This is a genomic window from Pseudomonas sp. lyk4-R2A-10, assembly GCF_030209075.1.
Classification (GTDB): Bacteria; Pseudomonadota; Gammaproteobacteria; order Pseudomonadales; family Pseudomonadaceae; genus Aquipseudomonas; species Aquipseudomonas glycinae.
In genome coordinates, this window is record NZ_JARVSR010000003.1 from 286,068 (window position 1) to 301,160 (window position 15,093).

14 protein-coding genes are annotated in these 15,093 nt (G+C 59.8%); 4 read left to right on the top strand and 10 right to left on the bottom strand.

The features are described 5' to 3' along the window. Nucleotides 1–223: 223 nt before the first annotated feature. Nucleotides 224–1,057: a UTP--glucose-1-phosphate uridylyltransferase GalU gene (gene galU / locus QRN46_RS07260; protein ID WP_007951629.1), complete on the top strand. Its 834-nt coding sequence runs from the start codon at nucleotides 224–226 to the stop codon at nucleotides 1,055–1,057. A 47-nt stretch (nucleotides 1,058–1,104) separates the two neighbouring features. Beyond that, nucleotides 1,105–1,512, top strand: a complete 408-nt coding sequence (locus tag QRN46_RS07265) for a phosphohexomutase domain-containing protein (RefSeq protein WP_039772767.1) — start codon at nucleotides 1,105–1,107, stop codon at nucleotides 1,510–1,512. 3 nt (nucleotides 1,513–1,515) lie between these two features. Here the strand turns inward: QRN46_RS07265 and QRN46_RS07270 are convergent, their stop codons facing one another. From QRN46_RS07270 to QRN46_RS07305, 8 genes are read right to left on the bottom strand one after another with little or no spacing between them, the layout of a single operon-like run. Continuing rightward, nucleotides 1,516–2,664: an SGNH/GDSL hydrolase family protein gene (locus QRN46_RS07270; protein WP_285354455.1), complete on the bottom strand. Its 1,149-nt coding sequence runs from the start codon at nucleotides 2,662–2,664 to the stop codon at nucleotides 1,516–1,518. A 12-nt stretch (nucleotides 2,665–2,676) separates the two neighbouring features. Beyond that, nucleotides 2,677–3,720, bottom strand: a complete 1,044-nt coding sequence (locus tag QRN46_RS07275) for an acyltransferase family protein (protein WP_285354456.1) — start codon at nucleotides 3,718–3,720, stop codon at nucleotides 2,677–2,679. A gap of 12 nt (nucleotides 3,721–3,732) precedes the next feature. Further along, a complete protein-coding gene (locus QRN46_RS07280; protein ID WP_011335164.1) occupies nucleotides 3,733–4,836 on the bottom strand; it encodes a hypothetical protein in 1,104 nt (367 codons plus the stop codon). Beyond that, nucleotides 4,827–6,059, bottom strand: coding sequence for an MATE family efflux transporter (locus QRN46_RS07285; protein WP_285354457.1), 1,233 nt, complete (start codon nucleotides 6,057–6,059; stop codon nucleotides 4,827–4,829). The genes QRN46_RS07280 and QRN46_RS07285 overlap by 10 nt, the downstream gene beginning before the upstream one ends. Continuing rightward, a complete protein-coding gene (locus QRN46_RS07290; protein ID WP_039772772.1) occupies nucleotides 6,056–7,168 on the bottom strand; it encodes a polysaccharide pyruvyl transferase family protein in 1,113 nt (370 codons plus the stop codon). The genes QRN46_RS07285 and QRN46_RS07290 overlap by 4 nt, the downstream gene beginning before the upstream one ends. Before the next feature lie 14 nt (nucleotides 7,169–7,182). Then, nucleotides 7,183–8,259, bottom strand: a complete 1,077-nt coding sequence (locus QRN46_RS07295; RefSeq protein ID WP_285354458.1) for a glycosyltransferase — start codon at nucleotides 8,257–8,259, stop codon at nucleotides 7,183–7,185. A gap of 41 nt (nucleotides 8,260–8,300) precedes the next feature. Then, the gene (locus QRN46_RS07300; RefSeq protein WP_221614309.1) at nucleotides 8,301–10,523 is read right to left on the bottom strand and encodes a polysaccharide biosynthesis tyrosine autokinase; all 2,223 of its coding nucleotides are present in this window, start codon (nucleotides 10,521–10,523) and stop codon (nucleotides 8,301–8,303) included. Between the two features lie 38 nt (nucleotides 10,524–10,561). Beyond that, nucleotides 10,562–11,002 carry a low molecular weight protein-tyrosine-phosphatase gene (locus tag QRN46_RS07305; RefSeq protein ID WP_011335170.1) on the bottom strand — a complete coding sequence of 147 codons (441 nt, stop codon included), beginning with the start codon at nucleotides 11,000–11,002 and terminating at the stop codon, nucleotides 10,562–10,564. A gap of 290 nt (nucleotides 11,003–11,292) precedes the next feature. Here QRN46_RS07305 and QRN46_RS07310 point away from each other — a divergent pair, with 290 nt between their 5' ends. Further along, nucleotides 11,293–12,237, top strand: coding sequence for a glycosyl hydrolase family 5 (locus QRN46_RS07310; protein ID WP_285354459.1), 945 nt, complete (start codon nucleotides 11,293–11,295; stop codon nucleotides 12,235–12,237). Nucleotides 12,238–12,425: 188 nt separating this feature from the next. Next, nucleotides 12,426–13,352, top strand: a complete 927-nt coding sequence (tal, locus tag QRN46_RS07315; protein ID WP_011335172.1) for a transaldolase — start codon at nucleotides 12,426–12,428, stop codon at nucleotides 13,350–13,352. 73 nt (nucleotides 13,353–13,425) lie between these two features. On the opposite strand, the gene rssC is transcribed toward tal, so the two are convergent. Beyond that, nucleotides 13,426–13,908, bottom strand: coding sequence for an anti-sigma factor antagonist RssC (gene rssC, locus QRN46_RS07320; protein WP_003226553.1), 483 nt, complete (start codon nucleotides 13,906–13,908; stop codon nucleotides 13,426–13,428). Next, nucleotides 13,908–15,089 carry a two-component system response regulator RssB gene (rssB, locus tag QRN46_RS07325; RefSeq protein ID WP_041475374.1) on the bottom strand — a complete coding sequence of 394 codons (1,182 nt, stop codon included), beginning with the start codon at nucleotides 15,087–15,089 and terminating at the stop codon, nucleotides 13,908–13,910. Before rssB ends, rssC begins: the two co-directional genes overlap by 1 nt. Between the last annotated feature and the right edge of the window lie 4 nt (nucleotides 15,090–15,093).

The following is a 15,093-nucleotide window of genomic DNA, read 5'->3' on the forward strand; positions in this document are numbered from 1 at the left end:
GTACTTATTAGCACTCCCGCGCATTCATCACTATCAACGGATGCCGACTAAAAATAACCAACAACTGCAAAACCGACATCTCATAACATTGTCGTGTTTTACACTCATTGCTATTTGCCACTCATCTCCCGAGTCAGGTATTAAAGTACAGCTTCAATAACTTGCAACCTTTCGTTATTGCAATAAACGATGGCAGTGCGCCATGAATGACCAGGAAACTTTTATGATCCGTAAATGTTTGTTCCCCGCTGCCGGTTATGGCACGCGTTTCTTGCCGGCCACCAAAGCCATGCCCAAGGAAATGCTGCCGATCGTCAACAAACCGTTGATCGAATACGCCGTTGAAGAAGCACGGGACGCCGGCCTGCAACACATGGCCATCGTCACCGGCCGGGGCAAGCGCGCACTGGAAGACCACTTCGACATCAGCTACGAACTCGAACACCAGATTCGTGGCACCGAGAAAGAGAAGTTTCTGGCCGGCACTCGCGAGCTGATCGACACCTGCACCTTCTCCTACACCCGTCAGGTGGAAATGAAAGGCCTGGGCCACGCGATTCTCAGCGGCCGCCCGTTGATCGGCGACGAGCCGTTCGCCGTGGTGCTGGCGGACGACCTGTGCCTGAACCTGGAAGGCGACGGCGTGCTCACGCAGATGATCGAGCTCTACAAGAAATTCCGCTGCTCGATCGTCGCCATCCAGGAAGTCCCGCGCGACCAGACCCACAAGTACGGCGTGATCGCCGGCGAGGCGATTTCCGAGGGCATCTACCGGGTCAACCACATGGTGGAAAAACCGGCCCCGCAAGACGCACCGTCGAACCTGGCGATCATCGGCCGCTACATCCTCACGCCGGACATCTTCGACCTGATTGCCGACACCGAGCCGGGCAAGGGCGGCGAAATCCAGATCACCGACGCCCTGATGAAACAGGCGCAGAACGGTTGCGTGCTGGCCTACAAATTCAAAGGCCTGCGCTTTGACTGCGGTGACGCCGAGGGCTACCTGCAGGCGACCAACTTCTGCTACGACAACGTTTACCTGAAGGGCCGCTGAGCGGCCCCCACTGATCCATCGCAGCACGCACAGCCAACGAGGCAACCATGAACATTGCACAACATTCCGCAGAGATTGAACGTGAGGTGGACAACCTCGGGGTGATGAGCTGGTTATCCCGCCATCAGCCATTGCCCAGCGCCAATGGCCCGTGGCTGGGCACCCTGCTGCTGGTCGACCGCCTCGGCGTGTTTCCCTCGTCCGGGGACATACGCCGACCGATGCGCGATCCCTACCCCCTGCTCGCCCACCTGAAACGGATTTACGGCGAACAGGCGCTGGAGGTCGATGACCGCGATGGCCTGAAGATGATCTTCAGCGACTGGCGTTTTCGGGTGCGGATCTGCTGCAACGACCCGGCGATCATCGTCAACGTGGAAACCCGTTGCGTGACGCAGTTGATGCCGCAGAAAACCGCAGAGCTGCTGAGCCATCTGGATCTGTTCGATAACTGACGGCTACTTCGAAGTCTCGCCACAGCTGTCCTGTGGCGAGACTTTTTGTTGCCCGCCCACGACCCAACGATAGAAGTAATCGGCAATCACCCGCCCGCCCGTGGCCGGCAGCGGATGAATCTTGTCCGGCCCGATCATCGCGGCGGCGTAGCGTTTGACGTCGGTGCCAAACGCGCATTGCAGATTGGCATAACCCAGATGCTGCGCACGGGCCCAGGGTTCGATGACCTGCGCATAAGCCGACATCGGATAGGCGCTGGAGCGGGTGGTGTCCTGACGCAGGATCAGGTTGATGCTCGCCGCCGGCTGAATCTCGCGGAGCATGCCGACCAGCCCCTGAACGTTATGCAGATACTGCTCGGGCTTCACGCCGAAACCCTGATCGTTGCCACCGAGCATGATCAGGTAAATGTCTGCGGGAATCTTCGATACAACGGCTTTCCACTGCGCCTGCCAGCGAGCATCGTCGTGATAGAAATCAGCGGACGCCGCGCCGGACGCCGCCAGTTTCGATACCCGAACCCCGTTCTGATCGTTGCTCAGCCACAGACCGAACAGGGTCGGCGCGCCTTTTACCACTTCAAGCCTGAAGGCCCAATCGGTCGCGGCCGACGTACCGGGCAGCGGGACTTCCTGTACGCCCTCGCTCGCGAGTTTCAACGGTTGCCAGTCGGCGGAGGGTGACCAGCGATAACGCAACTCACTGGACTGACCGTTGCCGAGGTAGAGCAGCTTCGCCTGAGTCACGGCGGTATTGATGGCGGGCGTCGGGCTGGCCTCGACTTGCAGCCAGGCGCCGGGGTGGCCGGTCACCGTGCGGCTGTCGGGGCTGGCCTGGCCGAGGCCGGAGACCTGCCAGTCACCGCCGAAGTATTTTTCGCTGCTGCGGGTGTACTTGAAGTGCGTGCCGCCCAGCGCTGCGCCGTGGTTGAACCCGACATACCCCGGCCCGGCAAACCCGACCTCCCCGGCCACGCGTTGCACCAGTTTGTTCAGGTAGAAATCCTGCCCGGCGCTGTAGCTGTCACCGATCACCGAGATCGACAACACCTTGCCGGCCTTGCCTTCGCGCCACTGGCCAAACCGCTCGCGGGCGTCACCGACCTGCACCACCGACGCCGCCACCGGCGGCACCTCATCAACAGCCAGCATGAATCGCTTCCTTCATCGGGTCTGCGCCACCGGAGCGATGGTTGCCGCCGGTTTCTTTTTCGTCGCCGCACGTTCGCCGAGAAACAACACTGAAGTGAAGTTGAAGCGACTGAAAATCATCGACAACACCACAGGCCCGAGCAAGCCACACGTCAAACCGCAGAACACCAGCACGCTTTCGTCTTTCACACCCAGGCGGCCGAGGATCGAACGCGACGTGGCGGCGAACAATACGTGAAACAGAAAAATCGCGTAGGAGTAACCGCCAAGCCAGGTCAGCGCCTTCGAGCGCATGTCACTCGACAGCAACGCGATGCACGACACGCAGCCCACCGTCAGGCCGATCAGGCTGCGGCGGTCGACAATCAGCTCGCGGTCCACCGCCGCCACGTACAGTAGCGTCAGCGAGATCAGCACAAACACCAGCGGGCCGATCACCTTGAACGTCTGCTTCAGCTCGCTGACTTTCTCCTGGCCGATCATGCCCGCCACGAAGAACGGCAGCAGATAAATCGCCCCGTTGATGCCGAACGCATCCACCGGAAACGCAGGCAACAGGAACACCGCCGCCGCGAAGGCGAACAACAGGTACAGGCGCGTCGGTGTACGCAGCAACCCGCGCCATTCCAGCAGGCCGACGAACATGAAGATGATGAACACCGCCTGCAAGAACCAGAAGTGGTTGATCGGCACATAGAACGATAACAACGCATCCATCACGCTGACGTCCTTGTTCACGCCCGGCCCCACCGCCTGCAACACCGAGAACGGCACGCCCACGCAAAACAGCGGCACGATCAGCCGCCGCACCTTGCCGCTGAAGAACGCGGAAAAGTCATTGCCGCGAATCTTGTAGAGGGAATAGATGTAGCCGGAAATAAAGGTGAACAGCGGCATGCGCACGTACACCATCGAATCGGCGATCACCCGGAACGGCGAGCCGATGTCGATTTTCAAACCACCGCCCAACGGCCCGATCACGTGATAGAGCACCAGCAACAGGCACGCCAGGCCACGCAGGGTTTCGATCTCCAGGGACTTTTTCTTGCTCGACATAAAGCACCCGCCTCAATTCAGAATTCTTGATTCAACCTTCACCGGCTTGTTCGCCCGCAGCATCAGACCCAGACCCACGAACAGCACCGGCACCACCATCGAAAAGTGCCGAGCGAACGAGCCGAAGTCCGGTTCGAACAAGCCTTGAACCAGCAAAAACGCCAGCGGAATCGCGATCAGTTCCTTGGGTTTGGTCTGGATCGGCGCGCCCTTGTAATCGGTCGAGGTGATGACTTTGAACAGCAGCAGCGCGGTCATGATCATCAACGCGACGAAGATCACCTGACCCGGCCCGGAGAGCAGGATCAGCTCTACGGGGAACGACAAGCGGAAGAAAATGATCATCGAGTCGAGGGCCTGCGAGACGAAGTCGCTGCCGCTGAGCCACGAGACGATCAGCGATTTGGAACCCTCCTCGCCCGCCGTGCGCAGTTCGTTGTTGCTGGCGCGAATCGACGACACCGGAAAGCCCAGCGCCAGCTGGATCGCCATCGCAACCGCGAGATAGAACAGGAACAGCATCAGGAAGAAGGTCGTGCGCGAGACGTATTTTTTCATCACGCAGACGCCGACCCAGGACAGCGAAAACAGAATCCAGTAGGGCCGGATCAGCACGCCGTAGATCACCGCCGAGAGGAAAAATCCGCCGCGATATTTGCGCGTCAATGAGCTGAACAGAATGCTCAGCACCGCCACCGAGACAATGATTTCCTTGGTCAGGTTTTCCAGAAAAAACGAACGCACAATGCCCCACAGGCACAGGGTTCCGAAGATGGTCAGCGGCATGCGCCGGAACACCACCACGGGAATCGCCGTGAGGAAAAAGTTGCAGAACATCCCGTAGGCCCAGGCGTTGGTCAGGTTGATCCCGGTGGGCCGCAGCAGGAACGCCGAACACTCGTAGGACGAGCGATCCGGCGAGAACGGGTTCCAGAAATTACAGTTGTCGGCCCGGGCATAGGACGACCACAGGGTCATCGCGTCCGGGCCCGGATCGCGCGGCACCAAGAGCGGCATCGCCACCGACAGAAACAGCCCGGTGAACAGGATCAGGAACGACAGCGACGAATCGAGACGGCGACCACGAAACTCGATGCACGGCAGTTTCAGGCCCATGACACGACAGCCTTTTTCGCGCGAGTGGCGCGAGTCAGCAACGCAATCACGCCGAGCTGCACGATGATCGCAAACACGTTGCCCCAGGCCGCGCCGTAGATCGAATAATGCTTGATCAGCAGGTAACTGACCGGCACTGAAACCAACAGACAAATGGCCGCACTGGCGAGGGACACCCGGCTGTTTTTCGAGGCGATCAACCCGCCCCAGACGATGTCGCCAATGGCACGCAGGGCGAAGGAGAAAATCAGCACGCCGAGGATGCCGTTGTCCGGACGCGGAACGCTGGTGGCGACGTAATCGAGCACCACGTTGAAGAACAGATAAATGCCCACCGCGACCGCCGCCGACACCGCCAGCGACCGCGCGACCCATTTGTTCACGAATAACTGCCGGACCGTGAACGGTTGCTGATCGGCCTGATAACGCTTGGCGAGCAGCGGAATGCCGACCACCGCCACCACCGCGTAGGACAGCGCCTGCAAAGTGTTGGCCGCCGACCACGCGTACACGTATTTACCGAGGCTGGCGTAGGGTTCGAGGTCGATGATCAGAAAACGCTCGGCGTACTGACTCAGCGCGATCAGGCCAGTGCCGAGGTAAAACGGCAACCCGGCTTTCCACACGGCCGCCGTTGCCAGCGTTCCCTCTTCGCGCCCGCGATGAACCTTCACCACGATCAGGTAACCGGCGACGATCACCAGCACGTTGGCGATGACCCACAGCCACAACACACTGGCGATTGCGGACACCCAGCCGAGCGCCATTCCGCCCACGGCCAGCAGCGCCCAGAGCCCGGTCTTGATGAAGAACAGCAGCGCACCCGCCGTGGCTTTCTGCGCGGAAAACACGAACGAGTTGATCTCGAACGACAGGTGTTCGGTGAGCAGCACCAGCGTCACACAGGCGATCAGCGCGGTGGTCGCCTCCACCGACTGGAACAGCGAATAGATCACCACCGTCAGCACCGACAACGCCAGGCCCACGGCCAGGTACAGCAGCAGCACCTTGTCCACCACACGGCGCGAACTGCCGCCGACGCTGATCAGCCGATTGATCTCGGAACTGAATCCGACGCTGTAGAACTTCGACGCGATCAACGACGCCGCAACCACCACGCCGTAAAAACCCAGCGCCTCGTAACCGAGGTAATGGGTGATGGCGAGCACCAGCAAGAACTTCGCGCCCAGTGCCCCGCCCCGCAGCAACAGCCGGAATATCATCGAATGACGCCCTTGATGATGTCGTCCATGGCCACGGTTTTCGCCTCGATCTCGCGGCAGGTGTCGGTCAGGCGTTTGCCGAAATTCGACAGCGCGTCCGGCGCGTAAACCGTGTCGATGATGGTGTCGACATTGATGTCGCCGCCGTTGATCACCCAGTCTTCGACGCCCATGTCCTGATAGGCGCCGAAGCCTTTGCGTTCGTAGCTGATGTGGTACGCCGGCACGCCCGAGAGCAGCGATTCGATCGCGCCGTGCAGGCGTACGGAAATCACCAGGTCCGGTTGGTATTTGGCCAGCGTTGCCTTCAGCGGCAACAGGTCTTCGGTGATGCCCAGTTCGCGATAGAACGCGCCGTCATCATTACCGCGCACGGCGCTCTGTACGGCGCAGACCACTTTGCTTTTGTTCTTCAAACGCTGCAGCAGCACCTTCAGGTTGGCCACGTAGGCGAGTTTCTTTTCCTTGCTCCACGCCGGCGGTTTGCGCAGCACTACGCACACCGTGGCCGGCGTCGAGGCGCAGCGGGTGAACTTGGGTTGCTGAAGGATCTTGCCGGCCAGCGCCTGCACTGCGAGGTCCGGCGCGCGGTAGACATTTTCACAGGCATCGAACAGCGCCGAGGAACGGTTATCGCGCACGAACACCGCATCGGCGCTGGCGTAGTGGCCGACGATCTTGTCGCTGTCGCCGTGGAACGGCCCGATGCTTTGCGGCAGGTACACCGACGGCACTTTGCTGAGGATCGCGGTTTCCAGTTGCTTGGCGTGACCGAGTTTCAGCTTGATATGCTCGAAGGCACTTTTCGAACGCATGTAACCGCCACCGACGCCGACGATCAGATCGGTCTTCTTCAGCAGATCCGCCAGCCCCGCGTAGGACTGATTGAGGAACACCGCCTGCTTGACCCGGCCCAGGCCCTTGGCCGCCATCACCGGCGCGTCGAAACGCGGGTGCGGCAGGTACTTGAAAGAGTCCGGATCGGACGCCACGACGCTGATCGCGGTGTCTTCGCCAAAGTTGCGCTGCACCAGCGCAATGGCCAGGTCGACCAGCAGACCATCGCCGGAATTGGAGGCACTGTAGCCATGCAAAATCGTTACGTTCATGAGCGGAGTTCTACTTAATAAGAGGGAGCGGAATACACGTCGTAGGTCTGGCGGATCATCAACGCGGCGCTGAAACGCTCGCGGACGATGCGCCGACCTTCGATGCCGAGGGCCGACAACGCAGGCTTCTGGATTTTCTTCAGGCGCTCGGCCAGCGCCTGGTGGTCACCGGCGGGGAACACGTAACCGGACACACCATGGGTGACCAGTTCGGGCAACGAGGTGCAGTCGCTGGCGATCACCGGCAGGCCCAGCGCCATGCCTTCCAGCGGCACCATGGCAAAGCCTTCCCAGCGGCTCGGGACGATCAGCGCATCGGCTTTCCGATACAGCGCGTGCACCTCGGTTGGCGTCACCCAGGGCAGGTATTCCACCCCGTCCAGCGGTGGACATTCGACGACGTCCTCGTTCACCGCGCTGCCCACCACCGTCAGTCTCAGGTCGCTGCGCTGTGCTTCGCTGTAGGCCTTGAGCAATACGTCGAAGCCTTTCTGGTAGTCGAGGCGACCGACGAACAGCAGATGAATCGGTGCCGGATCAACGACTTTGCGTTCTTCATCCTTGTGGTCGATGCCGTTGTAGATCAACGTCATGCGCTGGCGCTCGATGCCAAACTTCGCGGCCTTGTCCAGCTCGAATTGGCTGACACAGATGATCTTGTCCGTGACCTTCTGCAGCACGCGCTCGATCCCCGCATAGACCTTCTGCTTGATCGGCGAGCTTTCCATCAGGAACGAAAACGCATGGGGGCAGTAGACGATTTTCGGCTTGCGCCATGGCCGCAGGAGCACGCATACGCAACGGCCGATTACCCCGGAAAAGGTGCTGTGCAAATGCACCACATCAGGTTTTTCCTTGAGCAGGACCCGCGCCAGTTGCCAGGCGAAACGCAGCAGCGACGGCACATTCCGCCCGCTTCGGGCGAAGGTGCGGATCCGCTGTGGATCGATGCCGTGCAGTTCTTTCTTCTGGTCGAGCGGGACCAGATACACCAGCTCATAGCGCCCGTCTTCCGGAGCCGCCGAAATCGTGCGGATGACTGTCGCCACCCCGCCTTTGATCGTTTCCGCCACGTGCAGTATTTTTTTCACAACCCACCCACTTTCATGCCTGTAAGGACCGTCGCTGAGATTCAGGACTGGTCGGACGCGTATTCGTAGTTGTAATAACTGCCATTGCCGTAATAGCTGGCCGCGCGCTTCTCGACGCCGTTGAACACCGCGCCCTTCAACTCGATACCGTTCTGAGCGAAACGCCGGATCGTCATTTCGATTTCCTTGGCCGGGTTCACCCCGAACCGCGCGACGATCAGACTGATGCCGGCTTCGCGACCGACAATCGCCGCATCGGTCACCGCCAGCAGCGGTGGCGTGTCGATGATCACCACGTCATAGCGCTCGCTGAGTTGCGCCAACAGGTCGCGGAAATTCGCGTGCATCAACAGTTCGGAAGGGTTGGGCGGGACCTGGCCACGGCTGATGAAGTGCAGGTTGTCGACTTCGACTTTGTTGATCGCCTGATCGAGGGTGCAGCGCTTGACCAGCAGATCGGACAAGCCGTTGGTGATCGGCGTGTTCAGCGTCTTGTGCAGATGCCCCTTGCGCATGTCGGCGTCGATCAGCACCACGCGCTGCCCGCTCTGGGCCATGACCGCTGCGAGGTTGGAAGAGACGAAGGTCTTGCCGACCTGCGGGCTCGGGCCGGAAATCATGATGCGGTTGTTGGTCGAATCCAGTGCGGCGAAGTGCAGGCAGGTGCGCAGGCTGCGGATCGATTCGATAGACAGATCCGTCGGGTTGCGCAGGGCCAGCAGATACGCCGGCGTATCCGCCGCGACTTTGGCCCGGACTTTTTTGCTGTCCTCTTCCTGCTGCAGGGCGCTGTAGGGAATCGACGCGTAGACCGGCAAGCCGAGCTGCTCGATGGCTTCCGGCCCTTCCAGGCCCTTGCTCAGGGATTTGCGCAACAGCACCAGCGCCACGCCGACGAAGGCGCCGAGGAAAGTGGCGATCAACACGATCAGGGCTTTTTTCGGTTTGACCGGGCTGGTCAGGTCGACGTCCGCCGTATCCACCAGACGCACGTTACCCACGGCACCGGCGCGAATGATGTCCAGCTCCTGGGATTTGTTCAGCAACTGGGTGTAGATCTGCGAGGCGACTTCGACATCGCGGGTCAGGTTGAGCAGTTCCTGCTGCGTGGCTGGCAGGTCCTGAACCTTGCCTTCCAGCGAGCGCTGTTGCTGGGTCAATTCGCCAATCTGGGTCATCAGCGCGCGGTAGGCCGGGTGCTGTTTGGTGAACTTGCGATCCATCTCCGCCTGTTGCAGTTTCAGCTCGGAAATCCGCGTTTCGAGCGCCACGGACTGGCCGAGCACCGATTGGGTTTCCAGCGAGATGTTCACGGTCTTGCCGTGGGTCTGATAGGCGTTGAGCGCATCGCTGGCCTTGGCCAGATCGCGTTTGACCTGCGGCAACTGGCTTTGCAGGAAGGCCAGGCTCTGCGCCGCTTCGGCCGAGGTGCGGCGCACGTTCTGATCGACGTACAGCGAAGCGATCTTGTTGAGGATCTTCACCGCTTCGGCGGCGTCGCTGCTGGCCAGGGCCAGACGGATGATCCCCGATTCCTTGCCTTGCTCGGAGATGTCCAGCGCGTCCTGATAACCCTGAATGGTCACGATTCGTGGGTAGCGCACCACTTCGAAACGGGTCCCGGGGTTGGCCAACAGCTGCGTGATCTGCCCTTCTACGCCGTCCTGGGCGAAGGCTTCGCCCGCCACACCGTCGACCAGCAGGTTGTCGTTGTCGTCGAGCAGTTGGAAGCGATGTTGTTCGCCGGCGATCAGGGTGAGTTTCTTGCCCAGCAGTTCCTTGGGCAGATTGAGCTTGGCAAACTCCAGGCGTTCACCGCCCCAGGCGTAGCTGCTCAGGCCGAAGCGCGGCGGCGCGACGCTGAGCTCGGTCTCACCGCGATAGCGCCGGGAAAGAAAGCCGCCAATCAGCGGAAAGGTGTTGGGGGTGACGTCGATGTCCAGGCGCAGGTCGTCGACTGTCTTGCCGATCACCGCGCGGGATTTGATGATGCCGATTTCGGTCACCGACGGCGATTGCCCGCCGAGCATGCTGTTGAGGTCGGAAAAACCGAGCATGTCGTTCTTTTTCGGTTCGACCTGCACCAACGCATTGGCCAGATACACCGGCGTGGCCAAAATCGCATAGGCCACACCGGTCATCATGAAAGCGCCGGTGAACGCACCGATCAACCACTTCTGATCGATCAGACTGCCGAAGATGCCGAGAAGATCAATACTGTCTTGATCATTTTCACGGGTGCCGATTACTGACGGTAACTGCATAAGTCTTTCTTACCATTCACTGAACTGAAGAATATTCATCAACGCGCCAGGCGTTGCGCCCATGAGCTAACAGCATCTTCAATCAATGCATGGGCATGAATAAAAGCGGCTTGCCCCTGACGATACGGGTCCTGTATTTCTCGTTCGCTCTGCCACTTGCCCAGCAGAAACACTTTGCCCCTGGCGTGAGAGGCAATCTTCAGTACTTGATTAACATGTTGTTTTTCCATCACCAGAATCAGGTCTGATTCATTGACGATGTCCGCTGTCAGTTGCCGCGCCTTGAACCCTTCGGCACTGTGACCGCGTTCTTCCAGCACCTGGCGCGCGGTCGACTCCATGCCTTCGCCAACCCGTGCAGACAAGCCTGCGGAGGTCACGCTGATCGCCGAGGGGGTCAGCGCGTTGCGCAACAGAAGTTCCGCTGTCGGACTTCGGCAGATATTGCCTACGCAAACGACAAGAATCTTTTTGAACAAGGTTTACTTTCCCGTGTAATGTCAATCGGCCAACATGCCTTGCAAATTCGAGTGAACCCGCAAGACCTTCCTTCACTCGGAAATAGATTCACCCTTAATACCGATGCATTAAGTACCACGGCCTCTAAAAGTCTCCCAACCAGAATTACCGGACTAAAAATAACTGTGATTTTCGGGCGAACGTTTTCCGACAAAAAATAACATTCGTGCACTTCACGCCCTCTTCGGCATCGAAATACAGGCAACGAGATAACTATTGGCTAGATGTCATTCTCATCAGGAGAGCCGACATGAAATCAGCACATCTCAAACATCTTGGTGCCGCCGCCCTGTTGATGCTCAGTGCTACCGCGCAGGTTCACGCCAGCGCGCTGTTCCCGTCACTGCCCGCCAGAACCATCGGCGTACAGGTCAAGATCCAGAATTTCAACCCGGCCGACGCCGAGCAGATCAAAGCGGCCGGATTCAGCTTTGTGCGCTTTGGCGTCTGGAGCGACAGCCTCGGCGCCAAGGCCTATCAGAAACAGATCAGCGATGCGTTTGCGGCGGCTCGCTCCGCCGGCTTGCCGGTCTTGATGACCGTGCGCGCCACCAAGCCGTTGAGCGGCGACCTGGCGACCGCCGGCGAGGCCTTCGCCAACGCGGTAACCGGGCTTGAGCAAACCTGGAGCGCGCAACTGGTAGGGATCGAAATCTGGAATGAGCCGGATCTCGACACCTACTGGCCCACCGGGGACTTCAAAAATACCTTCGTGCCGTTCATGACGGCCATGTGCAAGACGCTGCAGGGCAAGCCGCAATCGACGCCCCTGGTGGGATTCGGTTTCGCCCGCCCGCCGGCGGCCGGTTCCGCCCCGACCGTGGCACTCAACAGCATTCTCGGCACGTATCCCGAGTGCCTGGACGCCATTTCCTATCACCCCTACGGCATGACCGCGACGCAGATCAGTAACGCGCAGACCTTCATCCAGCAAAACTTCCGTCTGCCGGGGGTCATCAGTGAATGGGGCATCTCGGCGCTCGCTTCAAACGGTGGGCCGGAAGGGCAAGCCAGTAAAATCTCCGCGTTCATCGCCGATGTTAAAAAACTCAACATTCCGCTGACGTCGATTTATGAATGGAAGAACAGCGAATCGGGCAGCAACGACCGGGAGAAGAATTTCGGCTTGCTGACCTCCGACGGCCAGCCGAAACCGGCACAGGCGGCGGTCTCGACTCATTTGAACGCCGATTGAGCGGTACAGCGGGTCGGTTGCTTTGAACCTGTGGTTCTTTTTGGCATCGTATTGATCGATAACGCGCCCCGCCTTTCAAACAGCCGTTTTCAGGTTGTTGCCACCGGGGCGCTCGATACGCCGACATGCCCTTGAGTGGCTGTCGGCGCTCGGGTAATGTCACCAGACCCATAGGACAGAGCACGCTCATGACTTCCAAGCTGGAACAACTCAAACAATTCACCACCGTCGTGGCCGACACCGGCGACTTCGAAGCGATTGCCCGGGTCAAACCGGTCGACGCCACCACCAACCCTTCCCTGCTGCTCAAGGCAGCGGCGATTCCGGCCTACGCCGAACTGCTGAACGCCAGCGTGCGCGACTGCAAGGGCGATGTCGGCCTGGCCAGCGACCGTTTCGGCGTCGCGGTCGGTCAGGAAATCCTTAAAGTGATCCCGGGCCGCATTTCCACTGAAGTGGATGCGCGCCTGTCGTTCGACCAGGACGCGGTGCTCAAGCGCGCCCATCGCCTGATCGAGCTGTATGACAAGGCCGGCGTAGGCCGTGACCGGGTGCTGATCAAAATCGCTTCGACCTGGGAAGGCATCCGCGCCGCCGAGATCCTCGAGAAGGAAGGCATCCAGACCAACCTGACCCTGCTGTTCTCCTTCGCTCAGGCCGCTGCCTGCGCCGATGCCGGCGTGTTCCTGATCTCGCCGTTCGTGGGTCGCATCTACGACTGGTACAAGAAGGCCAACGGCAACGACTACACCGGTGCCGACGATCCGGGCGTACAGTCCGTGACGCGCATCTACAACTACTACAAGGCCAATGACTACAAGACCGTGGTCATGGGTGCGAGCTTCCGCAACCTCAGTCAGATCGAGCAACTGGCCGGCTGCGACCGCCTGACCATCAGCCCGGACCTGATCGAGAAACTGGCGGCCGACACCGGCAAGCTGGAACGCAAACTTGCTCCGGGCCATGCTGGCGAAGCGCGCCTGAGCCTCAACGAAGCGCAATTCCGCTGGTTGTCCAACGAAGACGCGATGGCCACCGAGAAACTGGCCGAAGGCATCCGTCAGTTTGCCCGCGACCAGGAAAAACTCGAGGCGCTGCTGCAAGCCAAGCTGTAATCGGCCGAGCACAAACGCAAAAAGGGCGAACCCTCACAGGTTCGCCCTTTTTTGTGCCTGGCGGATTGATCGATCAATGCCGCTCGAGGGCATTCACCAGGTCATGGAAGGCTTCGCGGTTGGAGTCGTTCAGGCCCATGAGAATCTTGTGCGCTTCGAGCACCTTGATCCGCACCACCTCTTCCGACTGATCCTGATCCGGCAGGTCATCAAGGCATTCCGGGCACGGCACGGGATGATTGACGATATTGAACACCTGCTCGAAACCCATCGACTGCAACAGACGGGTGATGTCCTCGTGGGTGGTGACCACGGTCGGCAGCAGGCCGACCTTCTGCCGCGACAGGATCGACAGCTTGGCCAACAGGCCCAGGGTGGTGCTGTCGATGCTGCGGGTTTCGGTCAAATCGATCACGATCGCGTTGAAATTCAGCGCGGTGAAGATTTTTTCAATAGTCGCATCCAACGCCGAACACAGGGTCAGGCGAACTTCACCGACGAACTTCAGGACGAAGGTGCCGTCCTGCTCGGCGAACTGGATTCTACCGGTACTCATCAAAGATTCCTGCTCAACACCAACAGGGCGATATCATCCGGCATCTCCCCTAGCGTGGCCAATCCAAAAACCTGCCGCAGACCATCCAGGCTGCCGCCCGCCGACTTCACCTTTTGCGGCAAAGCGGCTTCTTTCTCTTTGAGTGTGGGCTCTGGCAAAAGATCCAGAATGCCATCAGACATCAGCGTCAGGCTGAACGTCGGTGGCAGCTCGAGCACGTGGTCTTCGTAGGTGGCTTCGTTGAAAAGCCCCACCGGCAGACCGCGCCCCTCGAGGTAGCGAACACTGTCAGGCGTGTACAACACAGGCAACGGCAGATGGCCGCCGATGCTATAGGTCAACAAACCGGTCTCCTCGTCGATGACTCCACCGACCATTGTGACGTGTTTACCCAGCTTACAACTGATCAGCCCCCGGTTGATATGACCGAGGACTTCCGAAGGCTTGAATTCCGGCAGCGTGCCGTTGCGCTTGGATTCGAACAGCAAGCGCGTGGTCATGAACTTCAGCAGCACGGTGACGAACGCTGAAGAAGCGCCATGACCGGAAACGTCCGCCAGGTAGAACGCCACCCGGCGCTCGTCGACACGGAAATAGTCGACAAAATCACCCGACAGGTACAGCGACGGGATGATCTGGTGCGCGAACCTGAACTCGTCGATGGCCCACGGACTTTCCGGCAGCATGTTCATCTGCACCTGGCGACCGGCGTTCTGGTCCTCCTGGAGCAGGTTCAGGCTGGCTTCGAGTTCGCGGTTGGCCTTTTCCAGTTTCTCGCGGTAGCGCTGGTTTTCCAGCAGCAGGCGCGCACGATCCAGGGCCCGGCGCACGGAATGCTCGAGCACGGCCAGATCTTCGAGAGGCTTGATCAGGTAATCCGCCGCGCCCAGGCGCAGGGCCTCGACCGCGTCGTTCATCACGCCGGCGCCCGAGACCACGATCACCGGTGTCTGCGGTGACCGCTCAGTGACCTGACGGATGAGTTCGAGACCGCCCATCTGCGGCATGCGCAGATCGCAGATGACCAAGTCGGGCGTGTCTTGCTCGAATACCTGAAGACCCTGCTGGCCGTTACTGGCCTGCAAGACGCTGAAACCACTGTCTTCCAAATAGGCCGCGAGGCTCGCGCGCACTACTTCGTCATCATCGATTATCAGCAGCGTGGCACTGGTTTTTGGCATGTGG

Coding starts and splice junctions, on each gene's coding strand:
- galU (WP_007951629.1), top strand. CDS start 224: ATGATCCGTAAATGTTTGTTCCCCGCTGCCGGTTATGGCACGCGTTTC.
- QRN46_RS07265 (WP_039772767.1), top strand. CDS start 1,105: ATGAACATTGCACAACATTCCGCAGAGATTGAACGTGAGGTGGACAAC.
- QRN46_RS07270 (WP_285354455.1), bottom strand. CDS start 2,664: ATGCTGGCTGTTGATGAGGTGCCGCCGGTGGCGGCGTCGGTGGTGCAG.
- QRN46_RS07275 (WP_285354456.1), bottom strand. CDS start 3,720: ATGTCGAGCAAGAAAAAGTCCCTGGAGATCGAAACCCTGCGTGGCCTG.
- QRN46_RS07280 (WP_011335164.1), bottom strand. CDS start 4,836: ATGGGCCTGAAACTGCCGTGCATCGAGTTTCGTGGTCGCCGTCTCGAT.
- QRN46_RS07285 (WP_285354457.1), bottom strand. CDS start 6,059: ATGATATTCCGGCTGTTGCTGCGGGGCGGGGCACTGGGCGCGAAGTTC.
- QRN46_RS07290 (WP_039772772.1), bottom strand. CDS start 7,168: ATGAACGTAACGATTTTGCATGGCTACAGTGCCTCCAATTCCGGCGAT.
- QRN46_RS07300 (WP_221614309.1), bottom strand. CDS start 10,523: ATGCAGTTACCGTCAGTAATCGGCACCCGTGAAAATGATCAAGACAGT.
- QRN46_RS07310 (WP_285354459.1), top strand. CDS start 11,293: ATGAAATCAGCACATCTCAAACATCTTGGTGCCGCCGCCCTGTTGATG.
- tal (WP_011335172.1), top strand. CDS start 12,426: ATGACTTCCAAGCTGGAACAACTCAAACAATTCACCACCGTCGTGGCC.
- rssC (WP_003226553.1), bottom strand. CDS start 13,908: ATGAGTACCGGTAGAATCCAGTTCGCCGAGCAGGACGGCACCTTCGTC.
- rssB (WP_041475374.1), bottom strand. CDS start 15,089: ATGCCAAAAACCAGTGCCACGCTGCTGATAATCGATGATGACGAAGTA.